The 18,699-nt window shown below is 68.4% G+C and carries 20 protein-coding genes; 13 read left to right on the top strand and 7 right to left on the bottom strand.

Annotated elements, in window-relative coordinates; all coding sequences use genetic code 11:
• Positions 1-10: 10 nt before the first annotated feature.
• A complete protein-coding gene (gene queG, locus WC555_RS11730) occupies positions 11-1,066 on the top strand; it encodes a tRNA epoxyqueuosine(34) reductase QueG (protein ID WP_373253772.1) in 1,056 nt (351 codons plus the stop codon).
• A 124-nt stretch (positions 1,067-1,190) separates the two neighbouring features.
• Here the strand turns inward: queG and WC555_RS11725 are convergent, their stop codons facing one another.
• Together WC555_RS11725 and WC555_RS11720 are read right to left on the bottom strand one after the other, a co-directional pair.
• On the bottom strand, positions 1,191-1,733 hold the full coding sequence (locus WC555_RS11725) for an FKBP-type peptidyl-prolyl cis-trans isomerase (protein ID WP_373253770.1): 543 nt from the start codon (positions 1,731-1,733) through the stop codon (positions 1,191-1,193).
• Positions 1,714-2,916 (bottom strand): threonine ammonia-lyase, encoded by a 1,203-nt coding sequence (locus WC555_RS11720; RefSeq protein ID WP_373253767.1) that lies wholly within the window; start codon positions 2,914-2,916, stop codon positions 1,714-1,716. The genes WC555_RS11725 and WC555_RS11720 overlap by 20 nt, the downstream gene beginning before the upstream one ends.
• Positions 2,917-3,052: 136 nt before the next feature.
• Between WC555_RS11720 and WC555_RS11715 the strand changes: the two genes are divergently transcribed.
• The 3 genes from WC555_RS11715 (at position 3,053) to WC555_RS11705 (ending at position 4,581) form a co-directional block, all read left to right on the top strand.
• Positions 3,053-3,574 (top strand): hypothetical protein, encoded by a 522-nt coding sequence (locus WC555_RS11715; protein WP_373253765.1) that lies wholly within the window; start codon positions 3,053-3,055, stop codon positions 3,572-3,574.
• A gap of 61 nt (positions 3,575-3,635) precedes the next feature.
• The gene (locus tag WC555_RS11710; RefSeq protein ID WP_373253764.1) at positions 3,636-4,256 is read left to right on the top strand and encodes a BA14K family protein; all 621 of its coding nucleotides are present in this window, start codon (positions 3,636-3,638) and stop codon (positions 4,254-4,256) included.
• A gap of 127 nt (positions 4,257-4,383) precedes the next feature.
• Positions 4,384-4,581: a hypothetical protein gene (locus WC555_RS11705; protein ID WP_300466214.1), complete on the top strand. Its 198-nt coding sequence runs from the start codon at positions 4,384-4,386 to the stop codon at positions 4,579-4,581.
• Between the two features lie 136 nt (positions 4,582-4,717).
• On the opposite strand, the gene WC555_RS11700 is transcribed toward WC555_RS11705, so the two are convergent.
• The 3 genes from WC555_RS11700 to rplU all read right to left on the bottom strand — a co-directional run bounded on the left by WC555_RS11700 (position 4,718) and on the right by rplU (position 6,285).
• Positions 4,718-5,251 carry a GNAT family N-acetyltransferase gene (locus tag WC555_RS11700; RefSeq protein ID WP_373253762.1) on the bottom strand — a complete coding sequence of 178 codons (534 nt, stop codon included), beginning with the start codon at positions 5,249-5,251 and terminating at the stop codon, positions 4,718-4,720.
• 167 nt (positions 5,252-5,418) lie between these two features.
• Positions 5,419-5,700: a 50S ribosomal protein L27 gene (rpmA, locus tag WC555_RS11695; RefSeq protein ID WP_373253761.1), complete on the bottom strand. Its 282-nt coding sequence runs from the start codon at positions 5,698-5,700 to the stop codon at positions 5,419-5,421.
• Between the two features lie 27 nt (positions 5,701-5,727).
• Positions 5,728-6,285 carry a 50S ribosomal protein L21 gene (rplU, locus tag WC555_RS11690; RefSeq protein WP_373253759.1) on the bottom strand — a complete coding sequence of 186 codons (558 nt, stop codon included), beginning with the start codon at positions 6,283-6,285 and terminating at the stop codon, positions 5,728-5,730.
• A 190-nt stretch (positions 6,286-6,475) separates the two neighbouring features.
• Here rplU and WC555_RS11685 point away from each other — a divergent pair, with 190 nt between their 5' ends.
• The 7 genes from WC555_RS11685 (at position 6,476) to WC555_RS11655 (ending at position 15,028) form a co-directional block, all read left to right on the top strand.
• Positions 6,476-7,135, top strand: coding sequence for a hypothetical protein (locus tag WC555_RS11685; RefSeq protein WP_373253758.1), 660 nt, complete (start codon positions 6,476-6,478; stop codon positions 7,133-7,135).
• Positions 7,136-7,145: 10 nt separating this feature from the next.
• Positions 7,146-8,138 (top strand): cation diffusion facilitator family transporter, encoded by a 993-nt coding sequence (locus WC555_RS11680; protein WP_373253755.1) that lies wholly within the window; start codon positions 7,146-7,148, stop codon positions 8,136-8,138.
• Between the two features lie 159 nt (positions 8,139-8,297).
• Positions 8,298-9,365 carry a GTP-binding protein gene (locus WC555_RS11675; RefSeq protein ID WP_373253754.1) on the top strand — a complete coding sequence of 356 codons (1,068 nt, stop codon included), beginning with the start codon at positions 8,298-8,300 and terminating at the stop codon, positions 9,363-9,365.
• Positions 9,362-10,327, top strand: a complete 966-nt coding sequence (locus WC555_RS11670) for a WD40 repeat domain-containing protein (RefSeq protein ID WP_373253753.1) — start codon at positions 9,362-9,364, stop codon at positions 10,325-10,327. The genes WC555_RS11675 and WC555_RS11670 overlap by 4 nt, the downstream gene beginning before the upstream one ends.
• 42 nt (positions 10,328-10,369) lie before the next feature.
• A complete protein-coding gene (gene mtgA / locus WC555_RS11665; protein ID WP_373253751.1) occupies positions 10,370-11,065 on the top strand; it encodes a monofunctional biosynthetic peptidoglycan transglycosylase in 696 nt (231 codons plus the stop codon).
• A 79-nt stretch (positions 11,066-11,144) separates the two neighbouring features.
• Positions 11,145-13,013, top strand: coding sequence for a M2 family metallopeptidase (locus WC555_RS11660; protein ID WP_373253749.1), 1,869 nt, complete (start codon positions 11,145-11,147; stop codon positions 13,011-13,013).
• A gap of 122 nt (positions 13,014-13,135) precedes the next feature.
• Positions 13,136-15,028: a ubiquitin-activating E1 FCCH domain-containing protein gene (locus tag WC555_RS11655; protein ID WP_373253746.1), complete on the top strand. Its 1,893-nt coding sequence runs from the start codon at positions 13,136-13,138 to the stop codon at positions 15,026-15,028.
• Between the two features lie 19 nt (positions 15,029-15,047).
• Here WC555_RS11655 and WC555_RS11650 read toward each other — a convergent pair whose 3' ends face one another.
• Positions 15,048-15,959: an isopenicillin N synthase family dioxygenase gene (locus tag WC555_RS11650; RefSeq protein WP_373253810.1), complete on the bottom strand. Its 912-nt coding sequence runs from the start codon at positions 15,957-15,959 to the stop codon at positions 15,048-15,050.
• 218 nt (positions 15,960-16,177) lie between these two features.
• Between WC555_RS11650 and WC555_RS11645 the strand changes: the two genes are divergently transcribed.
• Positions 16,178-16,852, top strand: coding sequence for an OmpA family protein (locus WC555_RS11645; protein WP_373253745.1), 675 nt, complete (start codon positions 16,178-16,180; stop codon positions 16,850-16,852).
• Between the two features lie 171 nt (positions 16,853-17,023).
• A complete protein-coding gene (locus WC555_RS11640) occupies positions 17,024-17,194 on the top strand; it encodes a hypothetical protein (RefSeq protein ID WP_373253742.1) in 171 nt (56 codons plus the stop codon).
• 3 nt (positions 17,195-17,197) lie between these two features.
• Here WC555_RS11640 and WC555_RS11635 read toward each other — a convergent pair whose 3' ends face one another.
• Positions 17,198-18,502 (bottom strand): UDP-glucose/GDP-mannose dehydrogenase family protein, encoded by a 1,305-nt coding sequence (locus tag WC555_RS11635; protein ID WP_373253741.1) that lies wholly within the window; start codon positions 18,500-18,502, stop codon positions 17,198-17,200.
• Positions 18,503-18,699: the final 197 nt, after the last annotated feature.

The raw sequence follows: 18,699 nt of genomic DNA, 5'->3' as shown, positions 1-18,699 counted from the left end.
GAGGCCATCCATGCCGGTCGATGTCCGTCCCTTCATCCGCGAACGCGCCGAGACCCTGGGCTTCGACGCCTGCCGCTTCGCCTCGGCCGCGGCGCCGTGGAGCGCGGGCGAGCGGCTGGCGCATTTCGTCGAGGCGGGCCGCCACGGCGATATGGGCTGGATGGAGACGACGCTGGAGCGCCGGGCGCATCCCACCGCCATGTGGGACGGCGCGCGGACGGCGATCGTCCTGGGTCTCAACTATGGTCCGGAGACCGATCCCCTGCCGGAAATGGCCGACCGGTCGGCAGGCTATATTTCGGTCTACGCCCGCGGCGACGACTATCACGAGGTCATCAAGGGACGGCTGAAGACCCTCGCCGGCCAGATCGCCGCCCGGACCGGCGAAGAGGTCAAGGTCTTCGTCGACACCGCCCCCCTGATGGAGAAGCCCCTGGCCCAGCGGGCGGGTCTGGGGTGGCAGGGCAAACACACCAATCTGCTCAGCCGCACCCATGGCAACTGGCTGTTCCTGGGGGTGATCCTGACGGCGGCCGAGCTGGAGCCCGATCCGCCCGAGGGCGAGCACTGCGGCACCTGCACCGCCTGCCTCGACGCCTGCCCCACCAACGCCTTCCCCGCGCCGTTCCAGCTCGACGCCCGGCGCTGCCTGTCCTATCTGACCATCGAATTCGCGGGGCCGTGGCCGGAAGAGTTTCGGGTGGCGACCGGAAGCCGGATCTACGGCTGCGACGACTGTCTGGCCGTCTGTCCGTGGAACAAGTTCGCGGCGGCCTCGAGCGAGGCGCGGGTGCAGGCGCGCGAGGCCCTGGTCTCGCCGCGTCTCGCCGATCTGGCGGCGCTGGACGACGCGGCCTTCCGGACCCTGTTCTCGAAGAGCCCGGTCAAGCGGATCGGCCGCGACCGGTTCATCCGCAATGTCCTCTACGCCATCGGCAACAGCGGCGATCCGGAGCTGGTCCCGTCGGCGGAACGGTTGCTCGAGGATCCGGACGCCGTGGTGCGTGACGCGGCCGCCTGGGCGCTGTCACGGCTTCTCCCTCCCCCTTGTGGGGAGGGTGGCTGAGGCGAAGCCGAAGCCGGGTGGGGCGGTTCGGCAAAGGCATGGACCGGTGTTCGGGTTCGTCCGGCCCTCCCCACCCGGTCGCTACGCGACCACCCTCCCCACAAGGGGGAGGGAGAATTCACATCTAGCCCTGGGCGATCGGTCCGCCGCGCTCGCCGCCCGGCGTCCGGGCGATGTCCAGCAGCTTGATCCGGAACACCATCACCGCATTCGCGGGAATGCCCGGCCGGCCCTGTTCGCCATAGCCCTGGGCCGGCGGCACATAGACCAGCCATTCGTCGCCGACCCGCATCTGCTGCAGGGCCTCGGTCCAGCCCGGCACCACGTCGCCGACCGTGAACACCGCCGGCTGGCCCGACTGGAACGAGCTGTCGAACACCGTGCCGTCCGTCAGCGTCCCCTCGTAGTCGACGCGGACCAGATCGTTGCGGTCGGGCGTCTCGCCGCCCGGAGGGCCCGAGCGGATGATCTTGTACTGCACGCCCGACGGCAGGGATTTCACGCCCTCGGCCCTGGCGTTCGAGCTCAGAAAGAACTCGGCGGCCCGCAGGTTCTGCGCCGCGCTTTCGTCCGGCGCGGCCGGTTCGCGGTTGCAGGCGACCAGCGACCCCGCCAGGGCCGCCGCCATCGACAGCGCCGCGACGCCCCTAGCCCATCCGTAGCGCATAGCCTGCCTCTTCCAGTCCGTGTCTGATTTCGATGGCGTGAGCCTCGCCGCGCGTCTCGACCATGATGTCGAACTCCGCGCCCTTGGCCGGCACGTCCAGCGCCAGCCGGTTGTGCACCACGTCGATGATGTTGCCGCCCGCGCCGCCGATGACGGCGCTCATCTTGGACAGCATGCCCGGCCGGTCGTCGCCGAGAATGCGGTAGACGATCATCTTCTTCTCGCGCACCAGTTCTCGGTTCAGGACCACGGCCAGCATGCGGGCGTCGATATTGCCGCCGCACAGCACCAGTCCGACCTTCATCCCCCTGAACCGGTCCGGATACGCCAGCAGGGCCGCCAGGCCGCCGGCGCCGGCGCCCTCGGCCACCGTCTTCTCCAGGGTGGCGTAATAGGCCACCGCCGTCTCGAAGTCGGCCTCCTGACAGACCAGCACATCCTCCACCAGCGGGTCGGCGATGGCGAAGGGGATGTCGCCCACGGCCTTGATGGCGATGCCCTCGGCGATGGTCTGACCGCCGCATTTGGCGACCTCGCCCCGGCGTCTGGCGGCGAACGAGGGGTACATGGCCGCCTCGACGCCGAAGATGCGGATGTCCGGCTTCATCGCCTTCGCCGCCACGGAACAGCCGGCGATCAGTCCGCCGCCGCCGATGGGGATGATCAGGGCCTCGATATCCGGCGCGTCCTCCAGGAACTCCACCGCGCAGACGCCCTGCCCCGTGACGATGCCCTCGTCGTCGAAGGCCGAGACGAAGACGAAGCCTTCCTCGTCGCGCAGCCGGTGCGCCTCCTCGGTCGAGCCGGTGAAATCCAGCCCCTTGATCACCACCGTGGCCCCGTGGGCCCGGGTGCCGTCGGCCTTGGTGAAGGGCGTGCCCTCGGGCATGACGATGGTCACGGGCACGCCGAGACGGGCGCCGTGATAAGCCAGGGCCTGGGCGTGATTGCCGGCGCTGGCCGCCACCACGCCGCGTTTCCGTTCCTCCGGCGTCAGCTGCAGCAGCCGGTTCAGGGCCCCGCGTTCCTTGAAGCTGCCGGTGAAATGCAGATTGTCGAACTTGACCCAGACCTCGGCCCCGGTCAGCTGCGACAGGCGCCGGGAATAGCGCGTGGGCGTCCGGTCCACCTGGCCGGCGATGCGGTCGCGGGCGGCCAGAATATCGTCGAAAGTGACTGTCATGAGCGGTCCCTATACCCGGTCTGCGCCGGGTTGATGCGCGCTTTTGGCCCACAGCCGGACGCCTCGCAACCTTGACCTTATGTCGGCGTTGAGCGTCTGATCGCGATGTTCGACCCGCGTGTCCACGGAGAGAGCCATGTCTGCCCGCCACCTGATCACCATCGCCGCCGTGGCCGCCTCCCTGGCGGCGTGTGAGACCGTGTCCCCGGGCGGATATGGCGCGGGCCCGGGCTATGCGCCCCGGGCCTCCTCGACGGCCTTCCGCGCCGAGGATTTCGCCTGGTCGGCCCGGGAGGGCCGCGCCTCGATCGACGGCCGCGTCGACTACCGGCGCCAGGGTCAGGCCTTCAACTGCACCGGCTCGGTCGCCCTCACGCCCGACACCCCCTACACGCGCGCCCGGTTCCAGACCCTGTACGGATCGACCGACCGCGCCGCGATCCCGGTCGCCGTCGTGCGCGCCCGCACCGTGCCCGACCCCAACGCCGACTACCGTTCGTTCGTCCGCGAGACGCGATGCGAGAACAACCGCTTCCAATTCTCCAACCTGCCCGACGGCAATTGGTTCGTCATCGCGCCGGTCAGCGCCGGCGGGGAGCCGATCGTGCTGATGCGACACGTCTCCACCCGCGGCGGACGGGTCGCCCTGACCCTCTAGCTTCCACGTTCAGTGCTGTCGTCTTTGGGGCCGCGTATCTGGCCGCTTCGGAGAGTTAACCATGCGCCGTTTCGCCCTGCTGACAGCCGCTGTCCTGGCGCTGAGTTCCGCGTCCGCGGCGGCCCAGTCGTGGAGCGGAACCCACGAGAGCCGTTACGGCGACCAGAGCTACGGTGATCGCGACGGCTACGGACGACGCAGCGGCTGGAGCGCCGCGCCCTCCACCTTTGACTGGCGAAGTCAGCTGGACCGCCCGGGCGACTATCGCTGCGACGCCTTCTGGGATGCGAGCCGCATCGATTGCGGCGCGGCGTGGCGCGACCAGCGCCGCCGGGTCAGTCCGCAGGCGCGCAGCGATTATCGCGACCTGGCCGGCTATGGACGGGACGGCTATGACCGCTATGGCGAGGGGCGTTACGGCTACAATGGAGGATACGGCCGCTCGGGCTATCCGGGGCCTCGCGGCCACGGCTCCGCCGAGGGCGGCTACGGCCAGGGCGGAGCCGCCTGGTACGGCGCCTATGGCCGCCCGGATCTCCTCTATCCGGCGGGAGGCCGCGGTTACGGTTCCGGGGCTGAGTACGGATCGCGCGCCGACTGGTGCCGGGCCCACTATCGCTCATATGATCCGTATACGGGCTACTACCGGGGCTACAGCGGCCGCCTGATCTATTGCGGATAGGGGTCCGCGCACCGCTGTTCATCCGATCACGGATCAGTGGGTGACCGGCGTTCGCCATTGTTTCGCCTTTTCCGGCCTGCTTCGGTCTCCCTGACCCGCAAGGGGCGGTGGATCAGGGAGCGCGTTCATGTCCCAGCACAATATTTCCGGCTCGGAAGTCTTCGGACCCAAGCCCGGCGTCATGCTGCGGTCGGTCAAGACCTCGGGCTTGCGGCGCAAGCGCGCCGCCCGCACCTGGGCGGCCTTCATCGCCGGCGCCGTCGTGGCGGTCGCGGGTGGAGCCATCGCCATGGCTGCGATTTTCGGCCCCACGCTGTTCGGATAAGGCATGCGCTCTCCCTCCCCTTCATGGGGAGGGTGGTCGCGTAGCGACCGGGTGGGGAGTTGCACAGACGTGCCCCACCCTGTCGCCGCTTCGCGTCGACATCCCTCCCCATGAAGGGGAGGGAGAACGCTTCACATCACGGCAACCACACCATCCGGCGCGTTTCCGCCTCGGCGTTGCGGGCGCGGCTGAATCCCTTGCGCACCTCGCCGGTGTAGAGGAAGCCGGCCTTCTCCAGCACCCGGCCCGAGGCCGGATTGTCGGTGAAATGCCCGGCCATCAGCGCCCGGCGCTTCCACGCCCTCGAGGCCCAGACCGTCGCGCCCTGCAGCGCCTCGGTGGCGTAGCCCCGACCCCAGAACGGCCGCGCGATCCAGTAGCCGACCTCGGGCGCCGGATCCCTGTCCTCGAACAGGCCGATGACCCCGACCGGGCCGTGATCCTCGTGCTCGATCAGAAAGGTGCGCGCCCGCTTCGGATCCTGCACCGCGACCTGCAGCACGAAGGCCTCGGCGTCGGCGACGCCGAACGGGTGCGGCATGCGCAGGGTCATCCGCGCCACGTCGGGATCGTTGGCCAGGGTCGCCAGACGGCTGATGTCCTGGGCGCCGGGCGAGCGCAGGGCCAGACGCCGCGTCTCGACGACGGGAGAGGGTTCAATCACGCACATGACACAGGCCTCGTTCGAACGGCCGCCTCCTTGGAGGGCTCGGGCGGCGTCGAGGCGGGGAAAACGAAAACGGGGAGCCTGGTGATCCAGACTCCCCGCGGAAATAGTTCCCTGGTCCGGATCGCGGCTCTCGAGCCTTGCGCGATCCGGGTTTCAGTCGGTCTGCGCTACTCGGCGGCCATCGGCATTTCGGCGTCGGCCGGAAGAATCGACACGTAACAACGGCCGTTCGCCTTCTTGGTGAACTTCACGGCGCCGTGGACGGTGGCGAACAGGGTGTGGTCGCGGCCGAGGCCGACGTTGTCACCCGGATGGAAGGTGGTGCCGCGCTGGCGCACGAGGATGTTGCCGGCCAGCACGCGCTCGCCGCCGAACTTCTTCACGCCGAGGCGTTTCGACTCGGAGTCGCGACCGTTACGCGACGAACCACCGGATTTTTTGTGAGCCATAGGTCTGCTCCCTGTCTCTAACTGTTCTTACGCTTCGTCGGTGGAGGCGGGCTTGGCCTTGGGCGCGGCCTTCTTGGCCGGAGCCTTCCTGGCGGCGACCGGCGCGTCAGCGGCGGCTTCGGCCTTCGGCGCGGCGTCGATGACCTTGGGGGACCTGGCCGGCTTGGCCTTGACCTCGGTCTCCTCGACGCGCGGGGCGAGGCCACGGGCGCGGAGGTTCATTTCGGCCTTGGTCATCAGCGAGGTTTCGCCGTCCCATTTGGCCTTCTCGCCGGCGCCGTCGATGCCGGTGATGCGCAGGACGGTTTCCATCTGGCGATGGCCGTTCGTACGGCGATAGCCCTGACGGCGAGTCTTCTTGAAGATCTTGATCTTCTCACCCTTGCGGGTCTCGACCAGGGTCGCCGCGACGGCCGCGCCCGAGATCAGGGGAGCGCCCAGGGTCACGCCCTTGTCGCCGCCCAGCATCAGCACGTCGCCGAACGAGACGTCCGAGCCGACATCGCCGTCGAGCTTCTCGACCACGATGACGTCGCCCGGCTGAACCCGGTACTGTTTGCCGCCGGTCTTGATCACCGCGTACATGTTGAAGCCTCAGCGAAACGCAAAAAGAATAAGCCCGACGGGGGACCCCCTCGGGCGAAGAGCGGCGACATAGACGCAGAGGGGTGCCCGAGTCAACGCGGACGGGCGAAAAAACGGGCATGGCCGGCCACGCCCGAAAACCGGAATCCACCCCTCGACTGTTATAAAGTAACAGGCTATGGAGGCGACGATGACGCCGTCCGACCTTGAGCAACCCGTGATCCTGTCCCTGCTGGGCGCGGGCTTCGTGACAGCCTTCCTGCACGCGGCCCTGCCGACCCACTGGCTGCCGTTCGTGCTGGTCGGCCGGGCGCAGCGCTGGACCCTGCCCCGGATGATGGGGGCGGTGACCGCCGCGGGTCTCGCACACATTCTCACCACCGCAGTCATCGGCGGCCTGATCGTCGCCGCCGGCCTGGCCATGGACCAGTGGGTATCCGGCCTGCTGCCGCACCTGTCGGCCGTCCTGCTGTTCCTGTTCGGCGCCTTCTATCTGAGCCGGTCCCTGCTCCGGCGTCCCGTCCCCGCCGACGGGCCGCCGCTGGAGCTGGCCGAGCCGACCGTCTCGCACGCCGCCGCCTTCTGGGGCCTGGTCCTCATGATGGCCGTCTCGCCCGGCGAGGTGCTGCTGCCCATCTATCTGTCCCAGGCTGGGGAGGGCCTCGTCGTCCTCGCCGCCCTGACCGTGACCTTCGCGGTCGGCACCGTCGCCGGCATGGCGGTCTTCACCCTTCTGGCCCGCGCGGGCTGGTCGGTGCTGCGGCTGGAACGCTGGGCCCGCTATGAAGGCGCGGTGCTGGGCGGGGCCCTGATCGTGATCGGCCTTCTCGTCGTGGCGCATCAGCACTAGGACTGGGCGCATGGCGCACGCGCATCACGATCACCACCACTCGCACGACCACGCCCACGACCATGGCGGGGGTCACGACCACGGGCACGGCCATGGCGGGGGTCACGACCACGGGCACGGCCATGGCGGCCATAGCCACGGCCCGGTCGATACGGGCGACTGGCGTTACGCCGTCGGTCTGGTCGTCAACCTGGCCTTCGTCGGCGTCGAGTTCGGCGCCGGCCTGTTCAGCGGCTCGACCGCCCTGATGGCCGACGCGGGCCACAACCTGTCCGACGTCCTGGGCCTGGCCATGGCCGGCGGCGCGGCCTGGCTGGCGCGGCGGGCCAGCGGCTCGCAGAACACCTATGGCTACGGCAAGGCCACGGTGCTGGCGGCCCTGGCCAACGCCCTGCTGCTGATCTTCGCCTGCGGAGCCATCGCCTTCGAGGCCGTCCGCCGTCTGGCCGAACCGGCCCCTGTGATGAGCGGCCTGATCATGGTCGTCGCGGCCATCGGCTTCGTCATCAACCTGGGCACCGCCCTGATGTTCATGCGCGACCAGCATTCGGACCTGAACGCCAAGGGCGCCTACCTTCACATGATGGCCGACGCCGCCGTCTCGATCGGCGTGGTGATCGCCGGCGGTGTCATCTGGATGACCGGCTGGTCGATCATCGATCCGCTGGTCAGTCTCGGCATCGTGGCGGTGATCCTGATCGGCACCTGGGGCCTGCTCAAGGACTCGGTCAATCTGGCGATGGACGCGGCGCCGCGCGGCGTCGATGTCGAGGCGATCCGCGCCGCCTTCCTGGCCCTGCCCGGCGTCACGGCCGTGCACGACCTCCACGTCTGGGGCCTGTCGACCACAGAGACGGCGCTGACCGCCCACCTGTGCCACGAACGCCCCGACGCCGACGCCCTTCTGGTCGAGGCGCAAGCCATGGCGCGCGGCCGGTTCCGCATCGGCCACACCACGCTTCAGCTGGAAGCGGAGCCGCTGGCCGACTGCCCTGCCTGCTAGGGCCAAGGGATAAGGGATGAGGGATGAGGGATGAGGGACCAGGGACCAGGGGAAGAGCGTGGACCCACCTGTGCCTTCGGGAGTCACACTCCCTGATCCGTCATCCCTCATCCCTCATCCCTCCTTCACAAACCTCCCCGAACACGCCATCTGCCGCCCATGACCGACAAGATCCCCGTCACCGTCCTCACCGGCTACCTCGGCGCCGGCAAGACCACCCTGCTGAACCGCATCCTCACCGAGGACCACGGCAAGCGCTACGCCGTCATCGTCAACGAGTTCGGCGAGATCGGCATCGACAACGATCTGGTCGTCGGCGCCGACGAGGACGTGTTCGAGATGAACAACGGCTGCGTCTGCTGCACCGTGCGCGGCGACCTGATCCGCGTCGTCGCCGGGCTGATGAAACGGCAACGTCCCGGCAAGCCCGCCTTCGACGCCATCATCGTCGAGACCACCGGCCTGGCCGACCCGGGCCCGGTGGCCCAGACCTTCTTCGTCGACGAGGACGTCAAGGCGAAGACGCAGCTGGACAGCGTCACCGCCCTGGTCGACGCCAAACACGTCATGGCCCGCCTCGATGACTCGAAGGAGGCCCGCGAACAGGTCGCCTTCGCCGACCGCATCATCCTCAACAAGACCGACCTCGTCACCGAGGCCGAGCTGGTCGAGGTCGAACGCCGGCTGCGCAAGCTCAACCCGCTGGCCCCCATCACCCGGGCCGAACGCGCCAATGTGCCGCTCGACCAGGTGCTGGGCCTCGGCGGCTTCGACCTGGGGCGGATCCTCGACATCAATCCCGAGTTCGCCAACCCCGCCCATGGCGAGGCCGGCCACGTCCACGACGAGCACTGCGGTCATGATCACCACGATCACGGCCATGATCATGACCACGGCCATTCCCACGGCGCGCGCGGTCATGCCCACGAGGACGACATCAAGGGCGTCTCCCTGTCGCTCGAACGACCGATGGACGGCACGAAATTCACCGCCTGGCTCGACCGGCTGCTGGGCGAGCAGGGTCAGAACATCCTGCGCGCCAAGGGCATCATCGACGTCCAGGGCGAGGATCGCCGCCTGGTGTTCCAGGCCGTGCACATGATCCTCGAGGGCGACCTGCAGAAGCCGTGGGGCGCCAACGAACGCCGCTGGTCCCGCGCCGTCTTCATCGGCCGCGATCTGGACGAGGCGGCGCTGAGGGCCGGGTTCGAGGCCTGCGCGGCGTGAAGACCCACACCTTCGACGCCCAGATCACCGCGGCCGTGTTCGACAACACGGGCGCGATCTTCGCCCTCGGGGACGGCTCGGTCCGTTTCGAGGGCGGCGAGTTCAGCGCCGCCCATGACGGCGCCATCCTGTGCGCGGTCGCCCATCCGTCCGGCGACGGCGTGCTGACCGGCGGCGACGACGGCCGGCTGATCTGGCACCGACGCGACGAAGCGGGCGTTCTGGCCACGGCGAGGGGACAGTGGATCGACGCCGTCGACGCCTCGGCCGAAAGCGGGCTGATCGCCTTCTCGGCCGGCAAGACCCTGACGGTCATCGACGCGAAGGACGCCGGCTTCCGCCGCGACTTCCAGCACGAACGCACGGTCTCGGGCGTGGCCTTCGACCCGAAGGGCCGGCGCATCGCGACCTCGACCTACGGCGGCGCGGCCCTGTGGTTCGCGCGCATCGCCCAGCAGAAGCCGACCTTCCTCAAATGGGCCGGATCGCACACGGCCGTGACCTTCTCGCCCGACGGGGCCTTCGTCGTCACCGCCATGCAGGACGCCCAGCTGCATGGCTGGCGGCTGAAGGATCAGAAGAACCTGCGCATGGGCGGCTATCCGTCCAAGGTCCGGGCCATGAGCTTCCTGTCCAACGGCCAGTTGCTCGCCACCTCCGGGGCTCAGGGCGCCGTGCTGTGGCCCTTCGTCGGCTCGAATGGCCCCATGGGCCGCGAGGCGACCGAGATCGGCTTCGACGAGGGCAGTCTGGTCGCGCTCGTGGCGTCGCAGCCGAAGCACGGCCTGCTGGCGGCGGGTCTCAACGACGGCCGGGTCTGGCTGGCCGATCCGGCGGGACAGGGCCTGAACTTCCTCAAGGCCGAGCGCGGCGCGCCGATCACCGCCCTGGCCATGAGCGCCGACGCGACCCGTGTCGCCTGGGCCGATGAGGACGGACAGGCCGGCGTCGCCACCATCTGATCACGCTTGCCAAGCCGGCGCCCGCCGTGCTGCGATCCCCCGATGTCGGGGCTGACCAAGACCGTTAAGAAGGGCCGGCCCTTGCTGACCCTGTTCCTGCTGCTGCTCCTGCTGGCGTCGGGCGGCATGGTGCTGCAGCGGTTCGTGCCCCCGCCCGTCACCTTTCTCATGGTCACCCGCCTGATCGAGGGCGAGGGCCTCGACTACCGCTGGCGCTCGCTGGACCGGATCTCGCCGCGGCTGGTCCAGGCCGTGATCGCGTCGGAGGACTCGACCTTCTGCGCCCACCACGGCTTCGACATGAAGGCGATCGAGAAGGCGCTGAAGGCCAATGAGCGCGGCGGCCGCGTCCGCGGCGGGTCGACCATCTCGCAGCAGACCGCCAAGAACGTCTTCCTGTGGCCGGGCCGCGACTGGATCCGCAAGGGGCTGGAGGCCGGCTACACCGTCGCCATCGAGACCGTCTGGGGCAAGCGGCGGATCATGGAGGTCTACCTCAACGTCGCCGAATGGGCTCCGGGCGTCTACGGCGCCGAGGCCGCGGCGCAGCACTGGTTCGGCAAGTCGGCGGAGGACCTCAGCGCCCGCGAGGCGGCGCGTCTGGCCGCCATCCTGCCGAGCCCGCGCCGGTACAACGCCTCCAGCCCCGGCCCCTATGTGCGCCGCCGCACCTCGCGCATCCAGGCGGCGATGGGCACGGTGCGCAACGACGGTCTGGCGAGCTGCGTCCTCGGCTGACAGCCCCGCTTGACGGCAAGGTCCCGGTCCCCTCACCTGCCCGCCGAATGACGCGACCGAACCGCGCCCGGAGGAACCCATGAAACGCACCCTGATGACCGCCGCCGCCGTCTGCGCCCTGACCGGAGCCGGAGCCTGCGCATCGACCGACGGCGCGATGCCCGGGTCTGACGCTCAGGCGGGCGCAGTGACGGATGCTGCGATGGCCCCTCCGATCACGGCGGCCTCCGCCGCCGCCTTCGTCGCCGACGCCGAGACCCGCCTCGCCGCCCTCAGCGAGGAGGCCGCCCGCATCCAGTGGACCCGCGCCACCAACATCACCCACGACACCATGTGGCTGGAGAGCCGGGTCAACGCCGAATACACCGAGCTGCAGGTCGAACTGGCCAACGGCGCCGCGGCCTTCAACGACGTTCAGGTCCCCGACGACGTCCGCCGCAAGCTGAACCTGCTGCGCCTCGGCATCGTCCTGCCGGCCCCCAACCGCCCCGGCGCCGCCAGCGAGCTGGCCGAGATCACCACCCGGCTGGACTCGACCTATTCGGTCGGCAAGTTCGAGTACAAGGGCAAACAGATCACGCTCGACGACGCCACCACCCTGATCGCCGAGAGCCGCGATCCCGCCGAGACGAAGGCCCTGTACGAAGGCTGGCGCACCATCTCCCCGGTCATGGCCGCCGACTACACCCGCATGGTCGAGATCGCCAATGAGGGCAGCCGCGAGCTGGGCTTCGCCGACACCGGGGCCATGTGGCGCGCCGGCTACGACATGGAGCCCGACGCCTTCGCCGCCGAGACCGACCGGCTGTGGACCCAGGTCAAGCCGTTCTACGAGAACCTGCACTGCTATGTGCGCAGCCGCCTGAACGCGAAATACGGCGATGCGGTCCAGCCCGACCACGGCCCGATCCGCGCCGATCTGCTGGGCAATATGTGGTCGCAGCAGTGGGGCAACATCTATGATGTCGTCGCCCCCGCCGAGGGCGGGGCCTCGAGCTATGATTTGACGGAACGGCTGGTCGCCTCGAATTACGACGCGAGGAAGATGGTCGAGACCGGCGAGGGCTTCTACGTCTCGATGGGCCTGCCCGAGCTGCCGGAAACCTTCTGGGAGCGGTCGATGATCACCCGGCCGCGCGATCGCGAGGTGGTCTGCCACGCCTCGGCCTGGGACCTCGACAACCTCGAGGACATCCGCATCAAGATGTGCACCCAGGTGAACGGCGACGACTTCTACACCGTCCACCACGAGCTGGGTCACAACTACTACCAGCGCGCCTACAAGGATCAGCCCTTCCTGTTCAAGAACGGGGCGAACGACGGCTTCCATGAGGCCATCGGCGACTTCGTCGGCCTGTCGGCCCTGACCCCGACCTATCTGAACCAGATCGGCCTGCTGCAGACCGTGCCGGGCGAGGAAGAGGACATCCCCTTCCTGCTCAAGATGGCGCTGGACAAGATCGCCTTCCTGCCGTTCGGCCTGATGGTCGACCGCTGGCGCTGGGGCGTCTTCAACGGCGAGACCAGCCCGGCGGAATACAATGACGCCTGGTCGGCCAATATGCTGAAATACCAGGGCCTGGTCCCGCCCGGACCGCGTCCGGCCAACGCCTTCGACCCCGGCGCGAAATACCATATCCCGGGCAACACCCCCTACACCCGCTACTTCCTGGCCCACATCTACCAATTCCAGTTCCAGCGCGCGGCCTGCAAGGAAGCCGGCTGGACCGGGCCGCTGCACCGCTGCTCCATCTATGGAAACAAGCAGGTCGGCGAGCGCTTCGAGCGGATGATGGAGATGGGCCAGTCGCGGCCCTGGCCCGAAGCGATGCAGGCCTTCACGGGCGAGAGCGGCAATGACGCCTCGGCCGTGACCGACTATTTCGCCCCGCTGAACGCCTGGTTGACGGTCCGGAACCGCGGCAAGACCTGCGGCTGGGAGGCCTGATCCGTTCGAGGGCCGACGGCCCCGTTAACCGTCGGCATGGGACCTTCTCTTAACCGGGCTGGTTCATCTTCCGCCGGACGAGCGTGGGCGGACAGCGCCCGGGGCGGACGGCGGATGCGGCGATGGGGCTGAAAACCTGGATGACCGGCCTGGGCCGCGGCCTGCGCGCCTTCACCCGCCGCATGGCCGACGATGCGCGCGGCAATGTCGCCATGCTGTTCGGCCTCAGCCTTCCCGTACTGATCCTGATGACGGTCGGCGGGGTCGACATCCACCGCGCCTCGACGGTGCGGGTGAACCTGCAGGACGCGCTGGACGCGGCCGCCCTCGCCGCCGCCCGATCGCCCTACACGGCCAGCGCCGACCTTCAGCGCGTCGGCCTCGCTTCGCTCAGGGCCAATCTGAAGGCCTATCCCAACATCACCCTGGATGAGGCCGCCACCAGCTTCGTGCTGAACAGCGACGACGTGGTGATCGCCAATTCCAAGGTCGACGTGAAGACCCTGGTCGCCAACATCTTCCTGCCGCCCTACGGCAAGTTCATGGACGACACCCTGCCGGTCGGCGCCCATTCCGAGGTCGATCGATCGTCGCGCAACATCGAGGTGTCGCTGGCGCTCGACATCACCGGCTCCATGGCCGGCCAGAAGCTGGTCGACCTGAAGGCGGCGGCCAAGGACCTCGTGGACCTGATCGTCCAGCCGGTCCAGACGCCGTATTATTCCAAGGTCGCCCTGGTGCCATGGTCGATGGCGGTCAACCCGGGAACCTATCTGAACGCCGTTCGCGGACCGGTCACGGGATCGACAACCATCACCAACGCCGTGATCAATTTCATCGGCCCGCAGCGGACGATCACGGCCGCCACCAAGGCCCGGCCCGTTGTGATCACCTCCAATGGCCACGGCTTCGCCAACGGGGATGTGGTGTGGATCACCGGCGTCTCCGGCATGACGCAGTTGAACAACAAGCCGTATGTCGTCACCAACAAGACGACCAACACCTTCGAGCTCTACAATACGGCGGGCGTTCGCGTGGACGGCCGCACCTACGGAACCTTCTCCGGCACGGCGGGTCGGGTTCAGGAGTGCAGGGACATCGACTGTTCCATTACCGTGACCTCTGCCAACCACGGTCTGGCGTTCAACGACTATGTCTACATTACCGACGTCGGCGGCATGTCCCAGATCAACAACCAGACCTTCCTGGTCGGGAACGTCACGGCCAACACCTATACGATCGATCCGACCTCGGCGTCGCTGACGCCCTACACCTCGGGCGGCAAGTCGTGGTGCGCCCGGGACGGCTGCCAATACTTCACCTTCGAGGACGGCAACGGCGATCTGACCACCCATAGCGTCAGCAGCTGCGTGACAGAGAGACTGGGCGCCGAGCGCGCAACAGACGCCGTGCCGAACGCTTCCGCACGGGTTGGGCGCCACTATCCCGGCCTGAACACCACGCCCGGCGCGAACTCGGCCTGCCTGAACAGCGTCATCCAGCCCCTGTCGAGCAACGCCGCCACCATCAAGACGAACATCGACAACCTGTCGACCAACGGCGTAACGGGGGGCCAGATCGGCATCGCCTGGGGCTGGTACATGGTGTCCCCGACCTTCAGCACGCTGTGGCCGTCGGCCTCCGCGGCGCCCTACGACACCTCGGAAACGCTGAAGGCCGTGATCATCATGACCGACGGCGAGTTCAACGCTCCCTATTGCCAGGGCGTGATCGCCGTGGGCTATGGCGCGAACAATGACGTCAGCAACGGCTGTTCCCCCGACAACGGCGACCCGTTCAGTCAGAGCCGCGCCCTGTGCGACGCCATGAAGGCGCAAGGCGTCGTCGTCTATACCGTGGGTTTCCAGATCGCCGCGGGGGCCGACGCCGACACGCTGCTGCAGTACTGCGCCTCGACGGCCACCGGCTACTACAACGCCGGCAGCGGGGCCGCCTTGTCCGAGGCCTTCGCCGCGATCGGCCGCGACATCACCCAGTTGAGAATATCCCGATAGACGGGGCTTCCGCCCGTCCTCAGATCAACCGGATTTCCCTCAACCGCTCGGTCAGGAAATCCTCGGCCATGATCGCCTTGCCGGCGTAGCGGTCCGGGTTCTCCGGGCCGATCATGCCCGGCAGGGTCTCGATCACGAAGTCCGGGTTGAAGTGCAGGAAGAACGGGGTCGAATAGCGGGCGAAGCTGGCCCGCTCGGGCGCCGGATTGATGACCCGATGGCTGGTCGACGGAAGGACGTGGTTGGTCAGCCGCTGCAGCATGTCGCCGATATTGACCACCAGCGCGCCCGGCGGCGGCGCGATGTCCAGCCACTCGCCGTCGGCGTCCTTCACCTGCAGCCCGGCCTCCTCGGCCCCCAGCAGCAGGGTGATGACGTTGATGTCCTCATGCGCCCCCGCCCGCACGCCCGAGGCGCCCGCGGGCACGGGCGGATAGTGCAGCATCCGCAGGATGCTGTTGCCCATCTCGACCTTGTCCTCGAAGAAGTCGTCGCCCAGCTTCAGATAGCGGGCGATGGCGCGCAGAATCTTCGCCCCCAGTTCGTCCATGGCCGCGAACATGCCGTACAGGTGCTCCCGGAAGCCCTCGACCTCGGTCGGCCAGACATTGTCGCGCATGTATTTGCGATAGGGATGGCCCTCGGGCAGTTCCCGACCGACGTGCCAGAATTCCTTCAGATCGACCGTGGCCGCGCCCTTGGCCGCCTCGACGCCGAACGGGGTCAGGCCTCGCGCCCCGCCCGTGCCCGGCTGGTGATATTTGCGTTTGGTCGCCTCCGGCAGGGCGAAGAAGGTCCTGGCCGCCTCGATGGCCGCCTCGATCACACCCTCGTCGAGGCCATGGTCGGCGATCACCGCGAAGCCGTAGCGTTTGAACGACGTCCCAAGCTTGTCCGCGAACGCCTGGAAGTCGGCATCGTAAAGCTTCATCGACACCGGTTCGATGGCGCGCTTTGCGGTCGGGGCGGTTTCGGGGGTCAGGGTCACGCTCACGGCAGGGCCTCACAGGATCGAGATGTCGGTTCCTTACGCCCTAATCCGCGACCTTGGCAAAGCCGGGGCGCGGCGTTCACCCGCCGTACAGGTCGGAACCTTCACCGTAAGCCCACGTTTCAACGGCAGCCGATTTCACGTCAAAGGACACCACCATGCACAGCAAGCTTCTCCTCGCCGGCGCCAGCGTCGCCATCCTCCTCGGCGGCGCCGCCTGCACCACCATGGACCCCTACAGCTCGACGCCGCGCCGCAACAACACGGCCACGGGCGCCATCGCCGGCGCCCTGGGCGGCGCCGTGCTGGGTTATCTGACCAACACCTCCAACTCCGAGGAAGGCCGCAAGAACGCCCTGATCGGCGCCGGCATCGGCGCGCTGGGCGGAGCCGGAGTGGGCGCCTACATGGACCGCCAGCAGCGCGAACTGGAGGCTGAACTGTCCGGCTCGGGCGTGGGCGTCGCGCGTCAGGGCGACAACCTGGTCCTGCGCATGCCGTCGGACGTCACCTTCGCCTCCAACCAGTCGAGCATCACGCCGCGCTTCAACGCCACGCTGGACGATGTCGCGGCCGTGCTGAACCGCTACGACCAGTCGATCATCGACATCGTCGGCCATGCCGACTCCGACGGCGCCGACGACTACAATCTGAACCTCTCGCGGCAGCGCGCCTCGTCCGTGGCCCAGGCCCTGGTCAGCCGCAACGTCCTCGCCGACCGGCTGTACGTCGACGGCCGCGGCGAGAGCGCCCCGATCGCCTCGAACGCCACCGCCGAAGGCAAGGCGCAGAATCGCCGCGTCGAAATCCTGATCCGCCCGTTCCGCGGCTGATCCGGCGCAGCGGCTCTCGCAGCGAGCCGCCACGCAGCGCGCGATAGCGCCCAACAACGATAAAGGACGGAGCCCCGCTCCGTCCTTTTTTGTGGGCGCACACCGTTCCGTGACTTGCGGCAGGGCGCTTCAGATGCTGGAAACGATTCGTACTCGTCGCGGGGGAATCGTTTGCGTCCGATCCATCAGGAATTCGCCGACGGCGTGAAGCTGGCCGCCATCGCCGCGGTCTGTGCGGTGCTCACCGCGACCCTGGTCATCGGCGCCGGCCGCACCCTGATGCCCCGGGACGAGGCCGTGGCGGTCGACCACCCCCTCCTCACCCGGGTCGCCCTTCGCTAGCGGTCAGGCCCGCCCGACCGACACATAGTGGAAGCCGCGGGCGCGCATGTCGTCGGGCCGGTAGACGTTTCTCAGGTCGACCATCACCGGTCCGCGCATCAGCAGCTTGACCCGGTCCAGATCCAGCGCCCGGAACTGGTTCCACTCGGTCAGGATGACAACCACATCGGCCCCTTCGACGGCTTCATAGGGGCCGTCCTTGAACACGACACCGTCCAGCAATCTGGCGGCCTCCTGCATGCCCTCGGGATCGAAGGCCTGGACCGTCGCGCCCATGGCGATCAGGGCCGGAGCCACGTCCAGGGACGGCGCGTCGCGCATATCATCGGTATTGGGTTTGAAGGTCAGGCCCAGCAGGGCCACGGTCTTGCCCTTCAGCTCGCCGCCCAGGGCCGCGGCCACCTTGCCGGCCATGGCCTTCTTGCGGGCGTCGTTGATCCGGACCGTCGTCTCGATCAGCCGGACCGGCGCGCCGGCGTCGCTCGCGGTCCGGACCAGGGCCAGGGTGTCCTTGGGGAAGCATGATCCGCCATAGCCGGGGCCGGCATGAAGGAATTTCGCGCCGATCCGCTTGTCCAGGCCGATGCCGCGCGCCACCTCCTGCACGTCGGCCCCGACCGCCTCGCACAGGTCCGCCATCTCGTTGATGAAGGTGATCTTCATCGCCAGAAAGGCGTTGGCCGCATATTTGATCAACTCGGACGTGCGCCGCCCGGTGAACAGGATGGGCGTCTCATTGAGATTCAGCGGGCGGTACAGCTCGCGCATCACTGCCCGGGCGCGTTCGTCGTCCGTCCCGACCACGACCCGGTCCGGCCGTTTGAAGTCCTCGATCGCGGCGCCTTCGCGCAGAAATTCGGGATTGGACACCACGGCGAAGTCGGCGTCCGGCCGGCGTTGGCGGATGATGCGTTCAATCTCGTCGCCCGTCCCGACCGGCACGGTGGACTTGGTCACAACGACGGTGAAGCCCTCGATCAGGCCGGCGATCTCTTCGGCCGCGGCATGGACATAGGACAGGTCGGCATGGCCGTCGCCGCGCCGCGACGGCGTGCCCACGGCGATGAAGACCGCGTCGGCCGCGCGGATCGCGGCCGCTCCGTCCAGCGCGAACGACAGCCGCCCGCTCCGCACATTGGCGGCGACCAGGTCGTCCAGGCCCGGCTCGAAGATCGGGATCTCGCCCCGCTCCAGCCGTTCGATCTTGGACGGGTCCTTGTCGACGCAAACGACCTCATGGCCGAAGTCCGCGAAACAGGCCCCTGACACCAGCCCCACATAGCCGGTACCGATCATCGCCACGCGCATGGGAGGTCATCCGTTGAAACTGACGCCCGGGATAGCGAGCGGGCGCCGCCTTGGCCACCCCGCCGCGCCCAGCAAAAACCGCCGGCCCTCTTTCGGGGGCCGGCGGCTGTTGTTGTCTGGCCGATCGGCCTTCCGGGTTTAGCGGAAGTTGATGCCGATGGTGGCGCGACGGTTCAGAGGCTCGCGAACGCCGTCGG

Origin of the sequence: Brevundimonas sp. (assembly GCF_041648615.1) — a bacterium.
Taxonomy (GTDB): domain Bacteria; phylum Pseudomonadota; class Alphaproteobacteria; order Caulobacterales; family Caulobacteraceae; genus Brevundimonas.
Note: the sequence above shows the minus strand (reverse complement) of the source record. Positions and strands in the feature narration are given on the sequence as shown.